Below are 22,138 nucleotides of genomic sequence, written 5' to 3'. Positions count from 1 at the left end.
TAGTGCTCGGCCTTTTTTTTGGCCCCAACCGCCGCCTGCAAGGCGCGGCGTGGAATAAAGCATTGCGCAATCGTCCCTTTTTTCTTTGACCTGAATACAACTCATCGGTTCAACTGGGCCAGGGTTTTCCCCGCACCCGGCTTGATTTCCTGACCCAGGAGGTTCTGATGACGGCATTCTTTCAGCACTTTGCCCGCATTTTCAGCGTAATTTTGACGGTTCTCGTTCTGGGAGCCGCCTGGCAGACGCCTGCAATGGCGCAAACGGCGGCTGCGCCCGCCCTTCCCGATCCGCTGACTGAAGAGGCCATACATGAGATGGTTGCCCGGATGTCGGACGATCAGGTACGGGCGCTGCTGCTGGAACGGCTTGATGCGGTGGCCGCCCGCGAGGAGGCTGCGGCCCCGCCGCCGACACTGACCGGGCGGGTGGTGCAGCTGTGGACGGCCTTTACGCTGCCCGTCACGGATGCGGTGCGCAAACTGCCGGTGCTGCCGGAAGGCCAGTCCCGCGCGATCAGCAACTTTGTCCAGAAGCACGGCGGCCTGGGCGGTGTGCTGCAAATGTTCGGATTGATTGCCCTGACGCTGGCCATCGGCCTGGCCGCGGAATTTGCCGTGCGCAAGCTGATTGCCCGCTGGCGCAATCTAGAGACTGTCAGCGGTTCGGCGGATACGCTGGCAGGCGCACTGAGTTTTCTGGGCCGGCGGTTCCTGCGCGAGATGATTGGCCTGGTGGTGTTCTACGTCGTGATCCGTGCGGTGGGCCGGACGCTGCTGAACGCGCAGATGCTGCAGTTTGCGGCACCGATGGTCACCTATCTTATCTGGCTGCCGCGTGTGGGTGCGGCCGTGTCCCGCTTCATCATGGCTCCGGAGCGGCCGGACCGGCGGCTGGTCAACGCCAGCGACCGCTGGGCGGATTTCCTGCACCTGCACACGATCGGCCTGATCTTCCTGGCCGGGCTGACTATCTTCTCGGTCAATTTCAACACTTCTAACGGCATCGCTCCGGAATCGATCCGCCTGGCCTACTGGCTGGACAGCCTGGTCTATGTCTACATCATCTGGATTGCCTGGACCGCGCGAGAGGGCCTGACAGACATGATGCGCGGCACCGACCCGGACCGCACCCGGTATGACGAGGTTGCAGCACATTATTATCCCTACTTCGCAATGGCGGTGGCTGCCCTGACCTGGGTGGTGGTGGGGACCCTGGTCGGGCTGGGCAAGGTGGCGCAGCTGATCCACGGCGCCCACTACGTCACCATGTTCTGGCTGCTGGCCGCGCCGGCGCTGGACACCGCCATCCGCGGGCTGGTCAAGCATCTGGTGCCGCCGATGTCCGGCGAGGGCCGGCTGGCGGCCGAAGCCTATAAGTCGACCAAGCGCAGCTATATCCGGATTGGCCGTGTCTTGGTGGCGGGCATTGTGCTGATGATCATCTCCAATGCCTGGGATGTCGACCTGATGGAAATCGCCTCCGGCGCGGAGGGCATCGGCGGCAATATCATCGGCTGCCTCATGACCATCGCGGTTGGCTATGTGGTCTATGAGGGCGTGTCGCTCTGGATCAACCGGCGCCTCGCCAAGGAGCAGACCTCCGGCGAAGAGGCCGAGGCCGGCGGCGAAGGCGGCGGCGCGGGCGGCTCGCGGCTTGCAACGGTGCTGCCGCTGCTGCTGGTCACCGCCCAGATCGCAATTGTGGTGATCTTCGGGCTGCTGGCAATCGGGGCGCTGGGCATTGACATCACGCCGCTGCTGGCCGGGGCCGGGATCCTGGGCCTCGCCATCGGCTTTGGCGCGCAGAAGCTGGTGTCGGACGTGGTTTCCGGCATCTTCTTTCTGATCGACGACGCCTTCCGGGTCGGCGAATATGTTGAGGTCGAAGGCACCCGCGGCACGGTTGAGAAGATCTCGATCCGCTCCATGCAGCTGCGCCACCACCGCGGCCCGATCAACACCATTCCCTACGGCGAGATTCCCAAGCTGACCAACTACAGCCGCGATTGGGTAATCATGAAGCTGCGTTTCACCGTGCCGTTTGACACCGACCCCAACAAGGTGAAGAAGATCTTCAAGAAAATCGGCGCCTCGATGCTGGAGGATGAGCTTTACAAGGACGACTTCCTGCAGCCGTTCAAAAGCCAGGGTGTCTTCGACTTTGATGACGTCGGGATGATCATCCGCGGCAAGTTCATGGCCAAGCCGGGCACCCAGTTCACCATCCGCAAGGAGATCTACAACCGGGTCAAGGCCGCCTTTGCCGAGAACGGCATCGACTTTGCCCGCCGCGAGGTCCGGGTGGCGATTCCGGGGCTGGAGGATACCGACCAGCTGAACGACACCGAAAAGGCCGCCATCGCCGCCGCCGCCGGCAGCGCTGCACAGCAGCAGGCAGCCGAAGGGGCCGAAGACGGTGCCGGGCAGAAGAAGTAACTGCCTGTTCCGTGCCATCAGGTCCGCCGCCCTGGCGGCGGGTGTGGCGGTCCTTGCCTCTGCCGGGCTGGCCGCTGGGCCCGAGCAAACCGAGCGGCACCTCGGCCATATCGAGACGGCGCAGAAGTCTGAGGGCTATGGCTTCCGCAACGGCTCCGTCGTGGTTGCGCCGGTGCCGTTTTCCAGCCCGATGATCGGCTCCGGTCTGGCGCTGGGCGCCGGGTATCTGTTCAAGACCAGCCCCGATGCCAATACCTCGGTGATCGGATTGGGCGGGCTCAGGTCCGACAATGGCAGCCAGGCGGCGGCGGGTATGGTCAGCCTCGCCTTGCCCGGCAACCGCTGGCAGATCAAGGCGCTCGCAGCGCGGGCGGATGCGGTTTACGACCTCTATACCGGGCTTGGGGTGCTGCCGGTCAGTCAGGACGGGTCGCTGGTGCGGATCAACGCCGCCTACGGGGTGGCGCCGGATCTGTCGGCCGGGATCGTGCTGCGCTACTTGGAGACAAGCATCACGCCAAACGCGGGCCTGCTGCCGCCGGAGCTGCAACCGGACGCCGATCTGGAGATCGGCACCTTCGGCCTCAGCCTTGACTGGGACCGGCGCGATGACAGCGACTATCCCACCCAGGGCACCCGGCTGACGGCATTTGCCACCCGCTCCCACGCGCTGGGCGGGCTCAGCCGCCGGTATGACAAGGGCTATGCCATTCTCGACGGCTACCGCCCGCTGGGGCGCCACGGAGTGTTTGCGCTGCGCGGCACCCTGTGTGCCGCCTCCGCCAGCACGCCGTTCTTTGACCAATGCTCAATCGGGGCCACCGACAACATGCGCGGCTTCAACAGCACCCGGTTTATTGGCGCGCGCTCTGCCTCCGTCCAGGCAGAGTACCGCAGGCGGTTTTCCAAGCGCTGGGGCGGCGTGGTCTTTGCCGGCGCCGGCTGGACCGGGCCGGAGTTCGGCGATTTGACGCAGGGCGGCAGCCACAGTGCTGCGGGCGCAGGCGTCCGCTACCGGGTGTCCAGGAAGTTTCCGGTCGATTTCTCCATTGATGTCAGCCGCAACAACGAGCAGGAAACCCAGCTCTATGTCTATGTTGGGCAGCGGTTCTGACCCTGCGGCCACTCTGCGTGCATCCGTTTGCGCAACCCCTCTTTCCCAATGGCAAAGCTTGCTCTAAAAGGCGCGCAATCGCAGCCATTGGGGACGTTTACGGATGCAGGAACCCGCCATCACGCCTGAACTGATCGCAAACCACGGGCTGAAGCCCGATGAGTACGATCTGATCCTCGAAATCATCGGGCGGGAGCCGACCTTCACCGAGCTGGGCATCTTCTCGGCAATGTGGAACGAGCACTGCTCCTACAAGTCCTCCAAGAAATGGCTGCGCACCCTGCCGACCGACGGCCCGCAGGTGATCTGCGGCCCCGGTGAGAACGCGGGCATCGTGGACATTGGCGACGGCGATGCCGTTGTTTTCAAAATGGAAAGCCACAACCACCCCTCCTACATCGAACCCTACCAGGGCGCGGCAACCGGGGTTGGCGGCATTCTGCGCGACGTCTTCACCATGGGCGCGCGGCCTATCGCCTCGATGAACTCGCTGTCCTTCGGCGAGCCCGGCCACCACAAAACCCGCCAGCTGGTCAACGGCGTGGTTGAAGGCATCGGCGGTTACGGCAACTGCTTTGGCGTGCCTTGTGCAGGCGGCGAAGTCCGCTTCCCCCCCGCCTATAACGGCAACTGCCTGGTAAACGCCTTTGCCGCGGGCCTCGCACGCACCGACTCGATCTTCTACTCCGCCGCCTCCGGCGTTGGCATGCCGGTTGTGTACCTGGGTGCCAAGACTGGCCGTGACGGTGTCGGCGGTGCAACCATGGCATCCGCCGAGTTCGACGACACCATCGAGGAAAAGCGCCCCACCGTTCAGGTCGGCGACCCCTTCACCGAAAAGCGCCTGATGGAAGCCACGCTGGAGCTGATGCAGACCGGCGCGGTGATCTCGATCCAGGACATGGGCGCGGCGGGCCTCACCTGCTCTGCCGTGGAAATGGGCGACAAGGGCAAGCTGGGCGTGCGCCTGGACCTGGAAAAGGTGCCCCAGCGCGAAGAGAACATGACCGCCTACGAGATGATGCTGTCGGAATCCCAGGAGCGGATGCTGATGGTGCTGAAGCCGGAGCTGGAAGCCGAGGCGCGCGCGGTGTTCGAAAAGTGGGATCTGGACTTCGCCATCGTCGGCGAAACCATTGCAGAAGACCGCTTCCTGATCATGCACAACGGCGAAGTGAAAGCCGATCTGGTGCTGTCGAAACTGTCCTCCACCGCACCGGAATACGACCGCCCCTGGGTGGAAACCCCGGCCGCTGAACCGCTGACCGATGCCGATGTGCCTACCATCGACCCGATTGACGGCCTGAAGGCACTGCTGTCCTCGCCCAACTATGCGGGCAAGCAGTGGGTCTATGAGCAGTACGACACCACCGTGATGGGCGATACCCAGCGCCGTCCGGGTGCAGGCTCCGGCATCGTGCGGGTGCATGGCACCGACAAGAAACTGGCCTTTACCTCCGACGTGACCCCGCGCTACGTCAAGGCGAACCCGTTTGAGGGCGGCAAGCAGGCAGTCGCAGAAGCCTACCGCAACCTGACCGCCGTGGGTGCCAAGCCGCTGGCGACCACCGACAACCTGAACTTCGGCAACCCCGAAAAGCCCGAAATCATGGGCCAGTTCGTCGGCGCCATCAAGGGCATCGGCGAAGCAGTTGCCGCGCTGGATATGCCGATCGTCTCCGGCAACGTGTCGCTCTACAACGAAACCGACGGCAAGGGCATCCTGCCGACCCCGACCATCGGCGCCGTCGGCCTGATTGCCGCTGGCGAAGAGCCGATCATCGGCGAGGCGCGCGACGGCCATGTCGCCCTGCTGGTGGGTGAAACCACCGGCCACCTGGGCCAATCGGCGCTGCTGGCAGAGGTCTTCAACCGCGAGGACGGCGACGCCCCGGCGGTGGACCTGGAAGCCGAGAAGCGCAACGGCGAATTCATCCGCGCCAACCGCGAGCTGATCAAGGCCTGCACCGACCTCGGCGACGGAGGCCTGGCGCTGGCCGCGTTTGAAATGGCGGAAGAGGCCGACGTCGGCGTACAGCTCGACGCGGGCGACACCCAGACCGTGTTCGGCGAGGACCAGGCACGTTACCTGATTGCCTGCAACTTCGACCAGGCCGAGGCGCTGATGCTGGCCGCAGGTCAGGCGGGCGTTCCGCTGACCACCGTCGGCAAGTTCGGCGGCGACACGGTGAAGATCGGCGGCTCCGAAGCGCCGCTGGCCGAGCTGAAGGACATCTTCCGCTCCAGTTTCGCCGCTGCAGTGGCTTGATCTTCGGCGCAAAGCGTTGACATTAAACGGGCGGGATGGCGCAGCTGTCCCGCCCTTTCCTTTGATCGGAAACCGGCCGATGACCCTTCCTGAGCTGACAGAGGATTGCAGCCGCTGCGCGGGCCTGTGCTGTGTGGCCTATCCGTTCGAGGCGCATGAGGATTTCGGCCTCTTGAAAGGGGCCGACACCCCCTGCCCCAACCTTGCTCCGGATTTCCGCTGCTCCATTCATGCCGATCTGGCCAAATGCGGCTTTGGCGGCTGCGTCGCCTATTCCTGCGCAGGCGCCGGCCAGCGGGTGACGCAAGCCCTGTTCGATGGCGAAACCTGGCGCGACGACCCGGACCTTCTGACCCACATGACCCACGCCCTGCGGGTGCTGCGCCCGATCCACGAGGCGCTGCTGGTTCTGCAGGAGGCCGCCGCACTGCCGCTGCCGCAGGACCTGCGGGACCGCTGCGCGGAGATGACGCGCGCACTCTGCCCGGGCTCCCCGTCATCCATCTGGGATTTCGAGGAAGACAGCGTTCAGGCGGCTCTGGCTGAACTGCCGGATTTCGTTGAAACTCTCGCCCCTTATACGCAAGACCGCAGCTAATCCGGGTTGCACAGCCTTCAGCGGGCACTTACATTTTTGTCAAATCAGACAAAGGACTCCCCCAGATGCCTATGCAAGCCCATGAAATTGAAGATTTGCTGCGCCAGGCCTTCCCTGACGCCGACATCCAGGTCGGCGGCACCGACGGCGTGCATATGTCCGCCATGGTGGTCGACGAAAGCTTCCGCGGCAAGAACCGCGTCCAGCAGCAGCGCGCCGTCTATGCCGCGCTGAAAGGCAAGATGGACGGCCCGGATGGCGAGTTGCACGCGCTGGCGCTGACCACCAAGGCGCCGGAGTGATCTGAATGTCTTCTGGCTGGTTGTTCATGATCGGCCTTCTAGGCCTGGCTGCAGTGATCTATGCCATCGACTCGCAGTTAAGGAAACGAAGCCGAAAGCGACCTTTGTCGCAAAGCCAGCCAGACTACGAATACCATAAGCTGACGCCTGATCGCGATTTAGGTTTGGAAGCTGTCGATCTAGAAAAGGTGGACAGCGTAAACAAGGAAAACGAGCGCCTCGAGAAGCTGAACGGCAGAAGAGCCTGGGGCCGGCGGAGGTGGTGAGTTGCTCTATGAGCTATTTTCCAATGCGGCTGTCGCGGTCTCTGCAATTGCCTTGCTTGCGGGGCTTACTTTTCTGAAGCTTCTGCCCTATATCCGAACCGAACGCGACCGGCGAAAGCGCCAAGAGGAAATGGATTAATGACCGACGCAAAGACCCGCATCGACGAAACCGTCAAAGCCAATGACGTGGTGCTTTTCATGAAAGGCACCAAGGACATGCCGCAGTGCGGCTTCTCCTCGCGCGTGGCGGCGGTGCTGAATTACATCGCCGTCGACTACACCGACGTGAACGTGCTGGCGGATGAGGACATCCGGTCCGGCATCAAGGAATATTCCGACTGGCCGACCATCCCGCAGCTCTATGTGAAGGGTGAATTCGTGGGCGGCTGCGACATCATCACCGAGATGGCCCTGTCGTCGGAGCTGGACACCCTGTTCGAGGACAACGGCATCGCCTTCAATAAGGACGCCGCCGACAAGATCCGCGAAGCCAACGCCTGATCCCAGGCGCCATCCTCCGCAACCAAAAAAAAGGCGCCCTTGCGGCGCCTTTTCCTTTTATTGCAATGTCTTGGGGCAACGACCTCAGCCTGCCGCCTGTTCCTCGATCTCCTGGGCCAGCGCCTCGGTGCGGGCAGCCAGCTCAGCCAGGCTTTCGGTTACTTGCGGCGGCACCACCGGGATTTCGATCCGTTCGGGCTCCGGCGGCGGCGCGGCTTTCAGCGCTTCCAGTTCCTGCATACGCTCGGCCAGTTCGGCCTCGACTTCCTTGATCCGGTCCTCGACGGCGGCGGTCTTGTCGGCCAGCATCAGCCCGGCCATCAAGAGCATCCGCGCCTCGGGCATGCGGCCGATCTGGTCCGACAGCACCTGGGCCTCGTCGTCCAGCATCTTGGCGGCAGAGTGCAGATAGCTTTCCTCGCCCTCCTGGCAGGAGACCTCAAAGCCGCGGCCGCCGATATGAATGGTCACTTCGGGCATCAGACTTCCTCTCCCTCAGGCAGGTTGCGGGCGGTGGCCAGCAGCGGCTCCAGCTTGGCCAGGACCGCGTTGACCTGGGCCTGATCGCTGGCCTGGGCCGCGCGCAGCCCTTCGATTTCGGCTTCCATCGCGGAATTGATAAGCCCCGCATCGCCGAGGCTTTGCGCGTTTGCTTCCCGCAGGGAGGCATTTGAGGCGCGCAGTTCCTCATTGGCCTGGCGCAACTGCTGAAGCTCCGTGTCGAGCCGCACCAGCGCCTCGTTCTGGCGCTCAAGCTCGGCGCTCATGCCGGGGGCTGAAGGTTGCTCCGCCGGGGCGCCCTCTTCGGCAGGGGCGGCCTCCAGCTGCGCCTTCAGGCTGGCATTGGCGGCCTTGGCCTCGGTAAGTTGATCTCCCAGTGCTTCCCTTTCGCTTGCCGCAGTGTTTGCGGCCGCCTCAAGCTCCCCCTTCAGGCGGGCAACCTCGGCCCGCAGCGCCTGTTTCTCAGCCGGGTCGCCGGCCTCGTTGCGCAAGAGCTCCAGCTCAGCCTGCATGGCAGCCACGTTTTCATCGCTGGCAGACCCGGCAGGCGCGCTGCCCTCAACCTCTTTCAGGCGGGCGTGCAGCACCTTCACCCGCTCTTCCAGCTGGGCGTTGGCGGTCTTTTCCTCGTCCAGCGCCTGCTCAAGCTCGGCATTGGCGGCACCGGCGGCGGCGGCCTCAGCAGCCTGCACGGCTTCGGCGGCCGCTTCCTCGGCCCTGACCTTGTCCGCTGCGCGCGCCTCTTGCAGCGCGGCGGCGCCTGCGCTGATGCGTTCCAGCGCGGCCTGGATGCGGCCTTGCAGTTCTTCAATCTGGTTCATGCCTGTCCCTCACCCGCACCCTGCCGTTCCTTTGTCGTCCCGCTGCCTGCCCGAATCGAGCACGCGCGGCCGGCATGGGCCAGTTCTTCCCTTTCAGGGATAAATCACCCCCCTTTGCGTTTCAACCACTTGCCGCGCCATCTTCGCGCAGAATACCGGCGATCGGCGCAACCACGCTTGATCTTTGGCTCATCGCTGTTATTGAGCGCAGCAAACGCCTGTTAACGCCAAAGGACAATCCAAGTGGACCTGACAGCCCTGCGCACCGCCAATCCCGATCATTGGAACAAGGCCGCCGCCATCCGCGCGCTGGCACTGGACGCCGTCGCCGCCGCCAACTCCGGGCATACCGGCATGCCGATCGGCATGGCCGATGTGGCCACCGTTCTGTTCGAAAAGCACCTCAAATTCGATGCCGCCAACCCGCAGTGGCCGGACCGCGACCGGTTTGTCCTGTCGGCGGGCCACGGCTCGATGCTTATCTACTCGCTGCTGTATCTGACCGGCGACAAGCAGGTCACCCTGGATCAGATCAAGAACTTCCGCCAAACCGGCGCGATCACCGCGGGCCACCCGGAAAACTTCCTGATCGACGCGGTTGAAGTCACCACCGGCCCACTGGGCCAGGGCATCTCCAACGCCGTCGGCTTTGCCATGGCAGAGGAAATGCAGCGCGCCCATTACGGCAAGAAGGTTGTCGATCACCACACCTATGTGATCGCCGGCGACGGCTGCCTGATGGAGGGCATCAGCCAGGAAGCGATCGGCCTGGCCGGGCGCCATCAGCTGGGCAAGCTGATCGTGTTCTGGGACAACAACAACATCACCATCGACGGCACCGTGGACCTCAGCGACCGCACCAACCAGGTGCAGCGCTTCAAGGCGTCGGGCTGGCAGGTTCTGGAAATCGACGGCCACGACCCCAAGGCCATCGACGAGGCCATCACCGCGGCGAAGAAGTCCAAAAAGCCGTCGATGATCGCCTGCAAGACCCATATCGCCCTGGGACATGCGGCGCAGGACACCTCCAAGGGCCACGGCGCGCTGACCGATCCTGCGCAGCTGCAGGCGGCCAAGGACGCCTACGGCTGGGCCGGCGGCGCGTTTGAAGTGCCGGCAGAGATCAAATCCCAGTGGGAAGAGATCGGCGCCCGCGGCAAGTCCGAGCGCGAAGCCTGGGAAGCCCGCTTTGCCGAGCTGTCGCAGCAGAAACAGGACCGTTTCAACCGCGCCTACAACCTGGACGCGCCCAAGAAGCTGTCGGCTGCCATCAAGGCGCTGAAAAAGCAGGTGAGCGAGGAGCAGCCCAAGGTTGCCACCCGCAAATCCTCCGAAATGGCGCTGGCCGTCATCAACCCGCTGATGCCGGAAACCGTGGGCGGCTCCGCCGACCTCACCGGCTCCAACAACACCAAGACCGGCGACTTGGGTGTGTTTGACACCGACAACCGCAAGGGCCGCTATGTCTACTGGGGCATCCGCGAGCACGGCATGGCCGCCGCGATGAACGGCATGGCGCTGCACGGCGGCATGCGCCCCTACGGCGGCACCTTCTTCTGCTTCACCGACTATGCCCGCCCGGCGATGCGCCTGGCCGCGCTGTCGAAGATCCCGACCGTGTTCGTGATGACCCACGACTCGATCGGCGTCGGCGAAGACGGCCCGACCCACCAGCCGGTGGAGCATCTGGCGATCTGCCGCGCGACCCCGAACACCTATGTGTTCCGCCCCGCCGACACCGTTGAAACCGCCGAGGCCTGGGAAATCGCCCTGACCGCCAAGGAAACCCCCTCGGTGATGACCCTGACCCGTCAGAACCTGCCCACCGTACGGACCGAGCACAAGCTGACCAACATGGTCGAAAAAGGCGCCTATGTGCTGGCCGAGGCCGAGAACAAGCGCCAGGTGATCCTGATCGCCACCGGCTCCGAGGTCTCCGTTGCGATGGAAGCCAAGGCCAAGCTGGAAGCCGAGGGCATCGGCACCCGCGTCGTCTCCATGCCCTGCATGGAGCTGTTCGCCGCCCAGGACGAAGCTTACCGCCGCAAGGTCCTGCCCGCAGGCCCGGTGCGTGTGGGTATCGAAGCAGCCGTCCGTGACGGCGGCTGGGACCGCTGGCTGCTGGGCGAGCGCGGCCAGGAGAAGAAAGCCGGTTTCGTCGGCATGGACCGCTTCGGCGCCTCCGCCCCCGCAGGCGAGTTGTTCGAGCGCTTTGGCATTACGGCCGAGGGCACAGTGGCGAAGGTGAAAGAGCTGTTGGGCTGACGCCGACGTTCAACAAGAACACAAAGGGCACCCAATTGGGTGCCCTTTTCGTTTACAGCGCCCCCTCTTGAGGCGATCCAATATTTTGAACTGCCTGCACGGAATTTCTCTTTAATTACCCTCATACACGTCATAGGGTCCTGGGCACATCTTAAGGGAAAGCTGCATGAAGATAAGAGTTAGTCAATTCATCGAGTTTGCTTACGGCGACAAGCGCAAAGATAAGGCAAGAGCCAAGAGCATAATTGATGGCTTCGACTTGCCGTATGAACCTGCCAAAGATCGCTACAAGCAGTTTCGAGAAGCTATGGCTTCTCTTGAAGAGAAAAAAATTTCGACGAAGAAGTTTTTAGAACTGCACTCAAACGTTTCCGCAAATAAGTCTGCTGGATACAAGGTTCTCTGCAAAAACTACCTGGACCTAAAAGAGGACCACGCGCTCACATGGCAGGGGCGTAGCCCAATCGAAGCGGAGATTGCTGGACTGAGTATCTCCACGGCGTGGTACTTGCGAACTGAAGCAAACAACCAGAGAAGAATTGTTTTCCTGCACTTTGGAAAAGAACCGATGCCCCGTAACAAGGAGAAAGGTTTACTGACAATACTGCGATTGGCGAAACCAGATTCCGCAGGTGTTGGCATACTCAATATCCAGCCAGGGACATTAATAACGGCAACGCGGCTTGATCAAAATGAAGCTGACTACCTACATGAACGCGCTGCTAAGTTCATAGATGTTGCCAAGAAACTTCAATCTGGTGACTAGAAGCAGCTCCAAACGGTTAGCTCCGATAGCGAACATTCATCGGCGCCCGGGCCGAGGGGTAGGCGTGAAGCGCCCTCCCCGTGGGGTCGGTCCGGGCGCTGCCCGTGCTTCACACGGGCATTTCGCTCAATGGCTGGCGTTCCGCCCCGAAACCGCCGCAATCACCGGCCCGATCACCTTGGTCGCCAGCGGGATCAGCAGCAGCCCCAGCGCGACGCCGAACACGCCGTCCACTGCCGCCTTGGCGGTCCACTCGGCAAAGCCGGTCCAGCCCTCAGGCACCGCATAGCCCACGGCATAGGCCCAGTCGTGGATCAGATGGCCCAGCCAACCAAAGCCCAGCACCTCCAGCCCGTGGATGATGATGGAGCCGCCGACCCACAGCATCGCTGCGGTACCGACCACCGACAGGATCTTCATCAGCACCGGCATGAACTTGACCAACCCGCGCCCCAGCCCGCGACCCACGGGCGTCGGTGCGTTCTGGGCCAGATACAGGCCGACATCATCCATCTTCACGATCAGCGCGACAGAGCCGTAGACCGCAACCGTCACGCCAATCGCCACCACTGCCAGCGTCGCCGCCTGCATCCAGACGTTCGGCGCCTCAATGGCGGCCAGCGCGATGGTCATGATCTCCGCCGACAGGATGAAATCGGTCTTGATCGCGCCCCTGACCTTCTGCTCCTCCAGATGGCCCGGGTCCTTGATGCTCATGTCCTCGTCTATGGCGTGGCTGGCATGGGGAAACAGCACGTGAAAGACCTTCTCCGCGCCTTCAAAACACAGATAGGCCCCGCCCAGCATCAGCAAGGGCGTAATCAGCCAGGGCGCAAAATTCGCCAGCAGCATGGCGACTGGTAAGAGCAGGATCAGCTTGTTGAACAATGAGCCGCGAGTGATGCGCCAGATGATCGGCAACTCGCGTGCAGGTGCAAAGCCCTGCAGGTACTTGGGGGTCACCGCGGCATCGTCGATGATCACACCGGCGGTCTTGGCCCCGGCCTTGCCCGCCGCCGCCGCCACATCGTCGACCGAGGCCGCCGCCACCTTGGCAATCCCCGCCACGTCATCCAGCAGCGCCAGCAAACCGCTCATGCCAATTCCCTCAAATCCTGTTCGCGTCTGAGTGGCAATCTGCCCGCTTCCGCGCCGCAGCACAAGCGTTAGCGCCACCGCTCCCCGGTGGCAAATTTCCGTTAACGCCACCGGCAAAAACCGTTATCGCCAACATCATGATTTTGCGCTAACAGTTTCATTTAATGACGCTTTTACCCCTTTAGACCACATCCGCCCCGGTCTATATGGCGGCCAAAGGTTTTGCTCGCTTGGAGACGTACTCATGACCATCAAAGTCGGGATCAACGGTTTTGGCCGCATCGGCCGCTGCACCCTGTCGCACATCGCCGCCTCGGGCCGCGACGACATCGAAGTGATCAAGGTGAACGCCACCGGCCCGCTGGAGACCGCGGCGCATCTGATCAAGTACGACTCCGTGCATGGCCGTTTCCCGGGTGAAGTGACCATCGGCGACGGCACCATGAACCTGGGTCGCGGCGACATGCAGATGTTCTCCACCTACGACATGAACGAGCTGGACTGGTCGGGCTGCGACGTGGTCCTGGAATGCACCGGCAAGTTCAATGACGGCGAGAAGGCCAAGGCGCACCTGGAGCGCGGCGCGGGGAAAGTACTGCTGTCCGCCCCCGGCAAGAACGTCGACAAGACCATCGTCTTCGGCGTCAACGACGACCAGCTGGAAGCCGGCGACAAGATGATCTCCAACGGCTCCTGCACCACCAACTGCCTGGCGCCGCTGGCCAAGGTGCTGGACGAGGCGTTCGGCATCGAGCACGGCATCATGACCACCATCCACGCCTACACCGGCGACCAGCCGACCCTGGACCGCCGCCACAAGGACCTGTACCGCGCCCGCGCCGCCGCCATGTCGATGATCCCGACCTCGACCGGAGCTGCCAAGGCCCTGGGCGAAGTGCTGCCGAACCTGAAAGGCCGCCTGGACGGTTCCGCCATCCGTGTGCCGACCCCGAATGTCTCTGCCGTGGACCTGACCTTCCGCGCCGGCCGCGACGTCACTGCCGAGCAGATCAACGCCGCCGTCAAAGAAGCCGCCGAAGGCCCGATGAAAGGCGTGCTGGGCTTTGAACCTGCGCCGCTGGTCTCCACCGACTTCAACCACACCCCGGAAAGCTCGATCTTCGCGCCCGACCAGACCCGCGTGGTCGAGGACCGCATGGTGCGCGTGCTGGCCTGGTACGACAACGAATGGGGCTTCTCGGTCCGTATGGCCGACGTCGCCGTGGCGATGGGCAAGCTGGGCTAAACCTGCCTTAACCGCTTGAGAATTCACGCCCGCTCAGGTTATCTGGGCGGGCGTTTTCATTTGCGGCGGAGCCTTCATGACCAACCGGATTGCCATTTTTCTGGGCCTGTTCCTGATTGCCGCGGCCGTCATCGACATTGCCCTGTTCGGCGACCGCCACATGATCTTTCTCGGCAAGAGGCTGTTTGCGCTGATCGACTGGGTTGCCTTCTGGCGCTGATCACCCTGACGCGGATGCGCTGGGATCCAAGCGCCCTACCCCGAATACCAGCGGCTGCGTCAGCCGCCTGTGCGCGCAGCGCGCCGCCGAAAGAACAAAGCCGGGCGTCAGCCCGGCTTTGCCTGTGTCCGATGCTGTGAACCGGGTCAGCCGGTCTTGCCGAGCCGGTCCATCAGCTTGTCCTTGACCAGCGGGGTGACGAATTTCGACACATCGCCATCCAGCCGGGCGATTTCCTTGACCAGTTTCGAAGCAATCGCCTGATGCCGGGCCTCGGCCATCAGGAACACGGTCTCGATTGAGCTGTCGAGCGCCCGGTTCATGCCGACCATCTGGAATTCATACTCGAAATCGGCCACCGCCCGCAGGCCGCGCACAATGATCTGGGCGCCGACATCGCGGGCGCAATCGATCAGCAGATTCTCGAACGGATGCGCGATGATCTCGGTGCCGGTCTCATCGCTCAGTTTGGCGCATTCCGCCTCGATCATCGCAACCCGCTCTTCCAGGTTGAACAGCGGCCCCTTGTCGCGGTTGATGGCGACGCCGATCACCAGCTTGTCCACCAGCGCGCTGGCGCGGCGGATGATGTCGATATGCCCGATGGTGATCGGGTCGAAGGTGCCGGGATACAGACCCACGCGCATGGGCGGCCTCCTGCCTTGTCAGAATTTCTGCACACGCAAACATATTTGCCGCCGCCATTGCAAGGGGGCAGAAATACGGATGGGCCCGCCTGCGGCTCAGTGCCCCATGATCATGTCTTGCAATGCGTCCTTTTCCATCGCCACCTGCGACAGCTGCGCCTTGACCGCATCGCCCAGTGTCACGATGCCGATCAGCTTGCCGTCCTCAACCACCGGCATGTGGCGGAACCGTCCGTCGGTCATCTGCTGCAGGATCTCGCCGACGTTGGACTGGCTGGTGCAGGTGACCAGATCCCTTGTCATATAGCTGCTGACCGGCCGGTCCAGACAGCCGGAGCCGACCTTGGCCAGTTCACGGACGATATCCCGTTCCGACAGGATGCCGTCCGGCGTCTCCCCGTCACCTGAGACCACAACGGTGCCGAACCGGTTGTCCGACATCACTTTTGCCGCCTCGGCCACGCTGGCGTCCGGCTTGACCGTGACGACCCCAGTGCTGGCTTTCGACTTCAAAATCACTTGGACAAGCATTCAGCAAACCTCCGAAATAATATTGCGTATTTAAGAGGTTTGCCGCAACGCAGCTTTAAGTCAAGGCTTCCAGCCGGGCCACCTCGTCGCGGATGCCCTTTGACAACGCCTGGGCAAAGCGGTTCAGACGCTCGCTGCGCTGGTCGCCCTGATGCCGCACCAGATGGAAACTGCGTGTCAGGCTCACCTTGTCAGTCAGGATTTTTCGCAGCATCCGGTGGGCCGGCAGGCTGAAGTCATGCGCCACGCAGACCGCAGTGCCCTGCGCCGCCATCTTGATCTGCACCGAGACAGAGTTGGACGCCAGCGCCACCCGCTCCACGCCGATGTCGTTCAGATAGTCCAGTTCCTTGTCAAAGATCATGTCGGGAATATAGCCGATCATCTTGTGGCCCTTCAGGTCCTCCAGCTTTTCGATCGGCGGATGCTCCTTCAGGTAATGACGCGAGGCGACCAGGTGCAGCTTATAGTCGCAGATCTTCTGCACCAGCAGCTTGCCTGCGGTCGGCGCGCTGACGGTGACCGCCATGTCGGCCTCGCGGCGGCTGAGGTTGATCACCCGCGGCAGCGCCACGATCTGGATGTCCAGGTCCGGGTTCTCCTCGGCGATCTGGGCGCAGACCTGCGGCAGGATGTAGTTGGCGCTGCCGTCCGGCGCGCCGATGCGGATCTGGCCGGACATGGTGTCGCTGGGGCCGCTCAGCGCTTCGGTGCCTGCCCGCATCGCCTGTTCTGCCGCCTCGGCATGGACCAGCAGACGGTCGCCGGCGGCGCTGAGGGCATAGCCCTGCGGCGACTTCACGAACAGCGGCGTTTCCAGTGCTGCCTCGAACCGGGCAATGCGGCGGCCGACGGTGGCGGGATCCATCTTGAGGATACGGCCGGCGCCGGACAGGCTCGCCTCCCGCGCCACCGCCAAAAACACTTTCATATCATCCCACTGCGGATCCATTGGCCCCGGGTCCTCCGTTTTCCTGCTAACGCGGCGTTAACCTTTTGCGTTCCTGCAAAGCCTCTTTGAAATGTTTCCTCTTTTCCGATGTTTTTTGCAAGCCTACGATGGAGGCAAGATGAACAGAGGAGGATCCGATGAAAGAACTCGGCCACTTTATCAACGGCAAACTGGTCTCCGGCACCTCGGGCCGCTTTGACGATGTTTTCAACCCCGCAACCGGTGAGGTGCAGTACCAGTGCCCGATGGCCAGCGCTGCAGAGACCACCGATGCGATCGAAAAGGCCGCCGCGGCGCAGCCCGCATGGGGCGCCACCAACCCGCAGAAACGCGCCCGCGTGATGATGGCGATGGTCGGCCTGATGAACCGCGACATGGACAAGCTGGCAGAAGCGCTGAGCCGCGAGCATGGCAAGACCATCCCGGACGCCAAGGGCGACCTGCAGCGCGGCCTGGAAGTGATCGAATACTGCGTCGGCGCGCCGCAGATGCTGAAAGGTGAATTCACCGACAGCGCAGGCCCCGGCATCGACATGTACTCCATGCGCCAGCCGCTGGGTGTTGTCGGCTCGATCATGCCCTTCAACTTCCCCGCCATGATGCCGCTGTGGCACGTCGGCCCGGCGCTGGCCTGCGGCAACGCCGTGGTGCTGAAGCCCTCCGAGCGCGACCCCTCCGTGCCGCTGATGCTGGCCGAGCTGTTCATCGAAGCCGGCCTGCCCGAAGGCGTGTTCCAGGTCGTGAACGGCGACAAGGAAGCCGTCGACACCATCCTGGACAGCGAAATCATCCAGGGCGTCTCCTTCGTGGGCTCCACCCCGATTGCGCAATACATCTATTCCCGCGCCACCGCCAACGGCAAGCGCGCCCAGTGCTTCGGCGGTGCCAAGAACCACATGATCATCATGCCAGATGCCGATCTGGACCAGGCCGCTGACGCGCTGGTCGGTGCAGGCTTCGGCGCGGCCGGCGAACGCTGCATGGCGATCTCGGTTGCGGTGCCGGTCGGAGAGGAAACCGCCGACAAGCTGATCGAAAAACTGATCCCGCGCATCGAAACCCTGAAGGTCGGCCCCTACACCGCCGGCGACGACGTCGACCTGGGCCCGGTTGTGACCGCAGCGTCCAAGGAGCGCATCCTGGGCCTGATCCAGTCCGGTGTCGATCAGGGCGCAAAGCTGGTGGTCGACAACCGCGACTTCAAACTGCAGGGCTACGAGGACGGATTCTTTGTCGGCGCCCACCTGTTCGACCATGTCACCCCCGACATGGACATCTACAAGCAGGAGATCTTTGGACCGGTGCTTTCCACTGTGCGTGCAGGCACTTACGAGGAAGCCCTGAAGCTGGCGATGGACCACGAGTACGGCAACGGCACCGCGATCTTCACCCGTGACGGCGACACCGCGCGCGACTTCGCGTCCCGTGTGAACATCGGCATGGTGGGCATCAACGTGCCGATCCCGGTGCCGCTGGCCTACCACACCTTCGGCGGCTGGAAGAAGTCGATGTTCGGCGACCTGAACCAGCACGGCCCGGACAGCTTCAAGTTCTACACCCGCACCAAGACCGTGACCTCCCGCTGGCCCTCGGGCATCAAGGAAGGCGGCGAGTTCAACTTCAAGGCAATGGACTAACCTCCTGCCCCTTAACAGGAAAAGGCCCCGGATTTTCCGGGGCCTTTTTCTTTGGCGGCAGGCTTGGACAATCTGTGCGCCATGACCCGCGGCGTCTTTCCCGGCACGGAACCAGTTTAAATAAGGTTTCCACCCAATTTTTGCTTGCTCCCCGCTGCCGGTCGTCTATCCGGTCCTGAACTGAAAGATAAACGGCAGGCGCATGAGCAAGACACAAGACCGGAACCAGCCGCAGGCGGCTGCACGAACCGCCCGTGACTGGGTCAAGATCCTGGCCCAGTACCGCGAACCCAACCCTCTGCGCAGCAGCTTCGAGCTGGCGGTGACGGTGGTGCCCTTCCTGCTGCTTTGGGCGCTGGCCTGGTGGTCGCTGTCGGTGAGCTACTGGCTGACGCTGGCCATTTCCGTGCTGATCGCTGCCTTCCTGCTGCGCCTGTTCACCATCCAGCACGACTGCGGCCACGGATCTTTCTTGAACAACCGCCACATCAGCGACTGGGTGGGCCGGATCATCGGGGTGCTGACCCTGACTCCCTACGACGTCTGGCGCCGCACCCATTCGATCCACCACAGCACCCACGGCAACCTGGGCAAGCGCGGCATGGGTGACATTCATACAATGACCGTGGCCGAATACCGCGCTGCAGGCCGCTGGGACCGCCTGATCTACCGGCTTTACCGCCACCCGGTGACCCTGTTCGGCATCGGCCCCGGCTACCTGTTCTTCCTGCAGAACCGCATCCCCTACGGCCTGACAGGCCAGGCCCGCTACTGGATCAGCGCCATGGGCACCAACGCGTCGATCCTGGCAGCGCTGGGGCTGATCTGGTATTTCGGCGGGCTGATGCCGCTGCTGCTGATCTTCCTGCCGGCCACCCTGATTGCCGCCACCGCAGGCCTGTGGCTGTTCTATGTCCAGCACCAGTTCGAGACCACCCAGTGGGAGCAGGACAGCGACTGGCAGCTGCATGACGCCGCGCTGCACGGCAGCTCCCACTACGTGCTGCCGCCGGTGCTGCAATGGCTCAGCGCCAATATCGGCATCCACCATGTGCACCACCTGTACAGCCGCATCCCCTTCTACCGCCTGCCCGAGGTGCTGCGCGACCATGCCGAACTGGCCGAGGGCAACCGGATGACCATCCGCGAAAGCCTGGCCAATGCCCGGCTGCACCTGTGGGACGAGGACAGCAAGCGCCTCCTGTCCTTTGCCCAGGCCCGCACCCTGCCGGCCTGACCCGCGATTGATGCCCGGGCGGCAATCTTCCGCCGCCCGGCGCAACACAAGCTTGTGAGGCGGGGAATTTCCGCTATGCCGGCCCTAGGAAAACTTGCCTGGATGCTTATCTTGCGGCGGAGTTTTCGAGCAGCACGGTAGAGGCAACATGACCAAACTCCGCATCACCCGCCGCGCAACCCTGATGGGCCTTGGCGCCACGCTGGCAACCCCCGCGCTCCTGCGCGCGCAGTCATCAACTGACGCCTTCCCGCAGAACGAACCCGCCATCCGCGACGAGGTGCCGGTGCAGCGGAACGTCTCCGCTTTCAGCCAGCAGAACTGGCAGGACCATTTCGAAACCCTGGGCGTCGGCTGCCTGCTGGCCGACATCAGCTCCCGCGCGCTGCACTACTGGGGCCCGGACGGCGAGACCTACCGGCTGTTCCCCTCCTCGGTTCCGATGACCGAGGACCTGACCAAGCGCGGCTACAGCGAGATCGTGCGCAAGGCCGAGAACCCCAGCTGGACCCCGACCGCTTCGATGCGCGAGCGCGATCCGACCCTGCCGGAACGCATTGAGGGCGGCGAGAAAGGCAACCCGCTGGGCACCCGCGCGATGTATCTGGACTGGCCCGCCTACCTGGTCCACGGCACCCATGACACCCGCAAGATCGGGCGGCAAAGCTCCTCCGGCTGCATCGGCCTTTACAACCAGCATGTCGAAGAGCTGTATGAGCTGGTGCAAGTCGGCACCCAGGTGCGGCTGCTCTGATCTCAGCTGACCAGGCTGGCTCCAAATGAAGCGGGCGCGGGAATTCCCGCGCCCTTCGTTCATTGTTTGCCCAAGTCAGGTCAGGCTGATGTGGTCCGGCTTCAACCCGGCATTGAAACGTTCCAGGGTCTTTTCCAGCAGCGCCTCGAAGTTGCGGGTGAATTTCCCGGTGTCATAGAGCGGGCCGGTCTCGATCCCCTGTTTCACCCGTGCCTTCACATCCGCCAGGTATGCCTTGTCGCGGGCCAGTTTCAGGGCCAGCGCCTGGTATTGCTGCGGCGTTGCGGCGGTCAACTCATCCAGGCCGACCGAGTGCAGCAGGCTGGCAGCCACCCGTGCGGCGAACTGTTTGCCCGCTTTGGTGACGACAGGGACGCCTGCCCACAAAGCGTCACTGGCCGTGGTATGCGCGTTAACAAAGAAAGTATCCAGAAAGATATCCGCCAGCGGCAGGCGGGCCAGGTGCTCCTCCTGCTTTGCAAACCCGGCAAAAACGATACGCTCAGGGCCGATGCCGCGCCGTTTCGCTTCGGCCAGAATGTTTGCCTGGATATGGTCGCGGGCGGCGTAGAACCACAGAACGCTGTCGGGAACCAGCTTCAGCAGCTTCATCCAGATGTCGAATTCATCCGGCGACACCTTGTAGGGGCTGTTGAAGGAACAGAACACCACCGCATCTTCCGGCAGCCCCATGTCCGCACGTGTGGGTTTGAATGCCGCGGCCTTGCGGCCGTCATCGTTGGACTGGTAGCAGTCCGGCATATACAGGACTTTTTCGGTGTAAAACTTGCGGTACTTCGGCGGCACCACAACGGAATCCGCCACCATATAGTCGATGGCCTCGACACCGGAGGTGCCGGGGTAGCCGAGATAGGAGATCTGGACCGGCGCCATGCGGTGATCGAACAGGTTGATCCGGTTGCCCTTGGTGTGCCCCTTCAGGTCTATCGCGATGTCGAGTCCGTCTGCCCGCGCCAGTTCTACAATCGTTTCGCTGTCGACGCCGCCGACGTGCCGGTAGACATCCGCGGATTTCTCCGCCCGCAGCCGGCCTGCATTGTCGTTCATCGCGCCATAGTCGTAGATGTAGATCTCGAACTTCTCCCGGTCGTGCAGTTCGAACATCCGGCCGATCAGGAACATGGTCGCATGATCCAGGAAGTCGCAGGAGAAATAGCCGATCCGGATCTTGTCTTTCTTCGCCAGCGGCGCGGTGAAACTGGCGGTCTCGGTCTTGCAGACCTTGGTTGCCTTGGCTGCAAGCACCGAAAACTGCTTTTGCAGGTCCGGATCATCGACCAGGCTCAGGAAGGAAAACGGGTCGATGGCCGACATGCCCTTGGTGTTGTGCTTGATCTTCCGGCGCGCTTTGTCAAAGTCGGACCAGTCGCATTTCTGCCGTTTCAGGTGCATCATGCGGGCAAAGACAACTTCATTGTTCGGCGCGAACTTCAGCGTGTCCTGAAAATAGTTGATGGCCTCCTCATCCTGCCCGATCCGCATCAGGTAGCTGCCGATATAGGCCAGGCATTCCGGGTTTTGCGGCTCAAGCCGCAGCGCTTCGATATGGCAAAGGATCGCCTTGTCGCGCTTTTCCATCAGCTCGTAAACCTCGCCGAGCGTGGTGTGGAGCTTGCGGTTTTTGCTGTCCAGTTCCAGCGCCTGCTTCAGCAGGTAGATCGCGTCGTCAAAGCCGCGTTCAACGGCCTTGCGCCGCGCGAGTTTCATCAGCTGCGCGGCTTGTTCCTTGGGGCCGCGGTTGTTTGACTTCAGCATCCCATGTTTTACCGACAAGGCAAAATCGGCGCGGGCATTGGCGGTGACGGCGCTGGCGAACCCCTGCTTGGCCTTGTCCGGGTTTAGCGGGGTGGAAGATGCCAGAAAATGCTGAGCCCCAGAATTCGACACTGCGCCTGCTCCTTTTGGAATGCGTTTGGCAGGATTCACCTGCACTTGACCGGTTTGAGACAGAGTT

Annotated in this window: 21 protein-coding genes; 14 read left to right on the top strand and 7 right to left on the bottom strand. The window is 62.8% G+C overall.

Annotated features, from left to right (window positions below; all coding sequences use genetic code 11):
* Nucleotides 1–167 precede the first annotated feature (167 nt).
* The 7 genes from AB1A62_RS16820 (at nucleotide 168) to grxD (ending at nucleotide 7,488) form a co-directional block, all read left to right on the top strand.
* Nucleotides 168–2,438: a mechanosensitive ion channel family protein gene (locus AB1A62_RS16820; protein WP_366662618.1), complete on the top strand. Its 2,271-nt coding sequence runs from the start codon at nucleotides 168–170 to the stop codon at nucleotides 2,436–2,438.
* Nucleotides 2,439–2,481: 43 nt separating this feature from the next.
* Nucleotides 2,482–3,552 (top strand): BamA/TamA family outer membrane protein, encoded by a 1,071-nt coding sequence (locus AB1A62_RS16815; RefSeq protein ID WP_366662617.1) that lies wholly within the window; start codon nucleotides 2,482–2,484, stop codon nucleotides 3,550–3,552.
* Between the two features lie 103 nt (nucleotides 3,553–3,655).
* The gene (purL, locus tag AB1A62_RS16810; RefSeq protein ID WP_366662616.1) at nucleotides 3,656–5,821 is read left to right on the top strand and encodes a phosphoribosylformylglycinamidine synthase subunit PurL; all 2,166 of its coding nucleotides are present in this window, start codon (nucleotides 3,656–3,658) and stop codon (nucleotides 5,819–5,821) included.
* 79 nt (nucleotides 5,822–5,900) lie between these two features.
* Nucleotides 5,901–6,419, top strand: coding sequence for a hypothetical protein (locus tag AB1A62_RS16805; RefSeq protein ID WP_366662615.1), 519 nt, complete (start codon nucleotides 5,901–5,903; stop codon nucleotides 6,417–6,419).
* Between the two features lie 65 nt (nucleotides 6,420–6,484).
* Nucleotides 6,485–6,721, top strand: coding sequence for a BolA/IbaG family iron-sulfur metabolism protein (locus tag AB1A62_RS16800; protein ID WP_366662614.1), 237 nt, complete (start codon nucleotides 6,485–6,487; stop codon nucleotides 6,719–6,721).
* Nucleotides 6,722–6,726: 5 nt separating this feature from the next.
* Entirely contained in the window at nucleotides 6,727–6,987 is a 261-nt protein-coding gene (locus AB1A62_RS16795) for a hypothetical protein (protein WP_366662613.1), read from the top strand.
* A 138-nt stretch (nucleotides 6,988–7,125) separates the two neighbouring features.
* Complete coding sequence (grxD, locus tag AB1A62_RS16790) at nucleotides 7,126–7,488, top strand: Grx4 family monothiol glutaredoxin (protein WP_366662612.1); 363 nt, start codon at nucleotides 7,126–7,128, stop codon at nucleotides 7,486–7,488.
* Nucleotides 7,489–7,572: 84 nt separating this feature from the next.
* Here the strand turns inward: grxD and AB1A62_RS16785 are convergent, their stop codons facing one another.
* Together AB1A62_RS16785 and AB1A62_RS16780 are read right to left on the bottom strand one after the other, a co-directional pair.
* Nucleotides 7,573–7,968, bottom strand: coding sequence for a cell division protein ZapA (locus AB1A62_RS16785; RefSeq protein WP_366662611.1), 396 nt, complete (start codon nucleotides 7,966–7,968; stop codon nucleotides 7,573–7,575).
* Nucleotides 7,968–8,810 (bottom strand): colicin transporter, encoded by an 843-nt coding sequence (locus tag AB1A62_RS16780; protein WP_366662610.1) that lies wholly within the window; start codon nucleotides 8,808–8,810, stop codon nucleotides 7,968–7,970. Before AB1A62_RS16780 ends, AB1A62_RS16785 begins: the two co-directional genes overlap by 1 nt.
* A 243-nt stretch (nucleotides 8,811–9,053) precedes the next feature.
* Between AB1A62_RS16780 and tkt the strand changes: the two genes are divergently transcribed.
* Both tkt and AB1A62_RS16770 read left to right on the top strand, forming a co-directional pair.
* Nucleotides 9,054–11,075, top strand: coding sequence for a transketolase (tkt, locus tag AB1A62_RS16775; protein WP_366662609.1), 2,022 nt, complete (start codon nucleotides 9,054–9,056; stop codon nucleotides 11,073–11,075).
* Nucleotides 11,076–11,241: 166 nt separating this feature from the next.
* A complete protein-coding gene (locus AB1A62_RS16770) occupies nucleotides 11,242–11,841 on the top strand; it encodes a hypothetical protein (protein WP_366662608.1) in 600 nt (199 codons plus the stop codon).
* A gap of 126 nt (nucleotides 11,842–11,967) precedes the next feature.
* Here the strand turns inward: AB1A62_RS16770 and AB1A62_RS16765 are convergent, their stop codons facing one another.
* Nucleotides 11,968–12,939 carry a DUF808 domain-containing protein gene (locus AB1A62_RS16765; RefSeq protein WP_366662607.1) on the bottom strand — a complete coding sequence of 324 codons (972 nt, stop codon included), beginning with the start codon at nucleotides 12,937–12,939 and terminating at the stop codon, nucleotides 11,968–11,970.
* A gap of 244 nt (nucleotides 12,940–13,183) precedes the next feature.
* Here AB1A62_RS16765 and gap point away from each other — a divergent pair, with 244 nt between their 5' ends.
* Entirely contained in the window at nucleotides 13,184–14,185 is a 1,002-nt protein-coding gene (gap, locus tag AB1A62_RS16760; protein ID WP_366662606.1) for a type I glyceraldehyde-3-phosphate dehydrogenase, read from the top strand.
* 76 nt (nucleotides 14,186–14,261) lie between these two features.
* A complete protein-coding gene (locus AB1A62_RS16755; RefSeq protein ID WP_366662605.1) occupies nucleotides 14,262–14,405 on the top strand; it encodes a hypothetical protein in 144 nt (47 codons plus the stop codon).
* 146 nt (nucleotides 14,406–14,551) lie between these two features.
* Here the strand turns inward: AB1A62_RS16755 and coaD are convergent, their stop codons facing one another.
* The 3 genes from coaD to AB1A62_RS16740 all read right to left on the bottom strand — a co-directional run bounded on the left by coaD (nucleotide 14,552) and on the right by AB1A62_RS16740 (nucleotide 16,535).
* Nucleotides 14,552–15,052, bottom strand: coding sequence for a pantetheine-phosphate adenylyltransferase (gene coaD / locus AB1A62_RS16750; RefSeq protein ID WP_366662604.1), 501 nt, complete (start codon nucleotides 15,050–15,052; stop codon nucleotides 14,552–14,554).
* Nucleotides 15,053–15,148: 96 nt separating this feature from the next.
* Nucleotides 15,149–15,583, bottom strand: a complete 435-nt coding sequence (locus tag AB1A62_RS16745) for a CBS domain-containing protein (protein WP_366662603.1) — start codon at nucleotides 15,581–15,583, stop codon at nucleotides 15,149–15,151.
* A gap of 55 nt (nucleotides 15,584–15,638) precedes the next feature.
* Complete coding sequence (locus AB1A62_RS16740) at nucleotides 15,639–16,535, bottom strand: LysR family transcriptional regulator (RefSeq protein ID WP_065267135.1); 897 nt, start codon at nucleotides 16,533–16,535, stop codon at nucleotides 15,639–15,641.
* A 137-nt stretch (nucleotides 16,536–16,672) separates the two neighbouring features.
* Here AB1A62_RS16740 and AB1A62_RS16735 point away from each other — a divergent pair, with 137 nt between their 5' ends.
* The 3 genes from AB1A62_RS16735 (at nucleotide 16,673) to AB1A62_RS16725 (ending at nucleotide 20,163) form a co-directional block, all read left to right on the top strand.
* Entirely contained in the window at nucleotides 16,673–18,172 is a 1,500-nt protein-coding gene (locus AB1A62_RS16735) for a CoA-acylating methylmalonate-semialdehyde dehydrogenase (RefSeq protein WP_174144791.1), read from the top strand.
* Between the two features lie 202 nt (nucleotides 18,173–18,374).
* A complete protein-coding gene (locus AB1A62_RS16730) occupies nucleotides 18,375–19,409 on the top strand; it encodes a fatty acid desaturase (RefSeq protein WP_366662602.1) in 1,035 nt (344 codons plus the stop codon).
* A gap of 148 nt (nucleotides 19,410–19,557) precedes the next feature.
* Nucleotides 19,558–20,163, top strand: coding sequence for a L,D-transpeptidase (locus AB1A62_RS16725; protein ID WP_366662601.1), 606 nt, complete (start codon nucleotides 19,558–19,560; stop codon nucleotides 20,161–20,163).
* Nucleotides 20,164–20,238: 75 nt separating this feature from the next.
* Here AB1A62_RS16725 and AB1A62_RS16720 read toward each other — a convergent pair whose 3' ends face one another.
* The gene (locus AB1A62_RS16720) at nucleotides 20,239–22,071 is read right to left on the bottom strand and encodes a hypothetical protein (protein WP_366662600.1); all 1,833 of its coding nucleotides are present in this window, start codon (nucleotides 22,069–22,071) and stop codon (nucleotides 20,239–20,241) included.
* Nucleotides 22,072–22,138: the final 67 nt, after the last annotated feature.

The sequence above is a fragment of the Leisingera sp. JC11 genome (assembly GCF_040704725.1).
GTDB lineage: Bacteria > Pseudomonadota > Alphaproteobacteria > Rhodobacterales > Rhodobacteraceae > Leisingera.
This window is presented reverse-complemented; position numbering and strand designations above follow the sequence as displayed.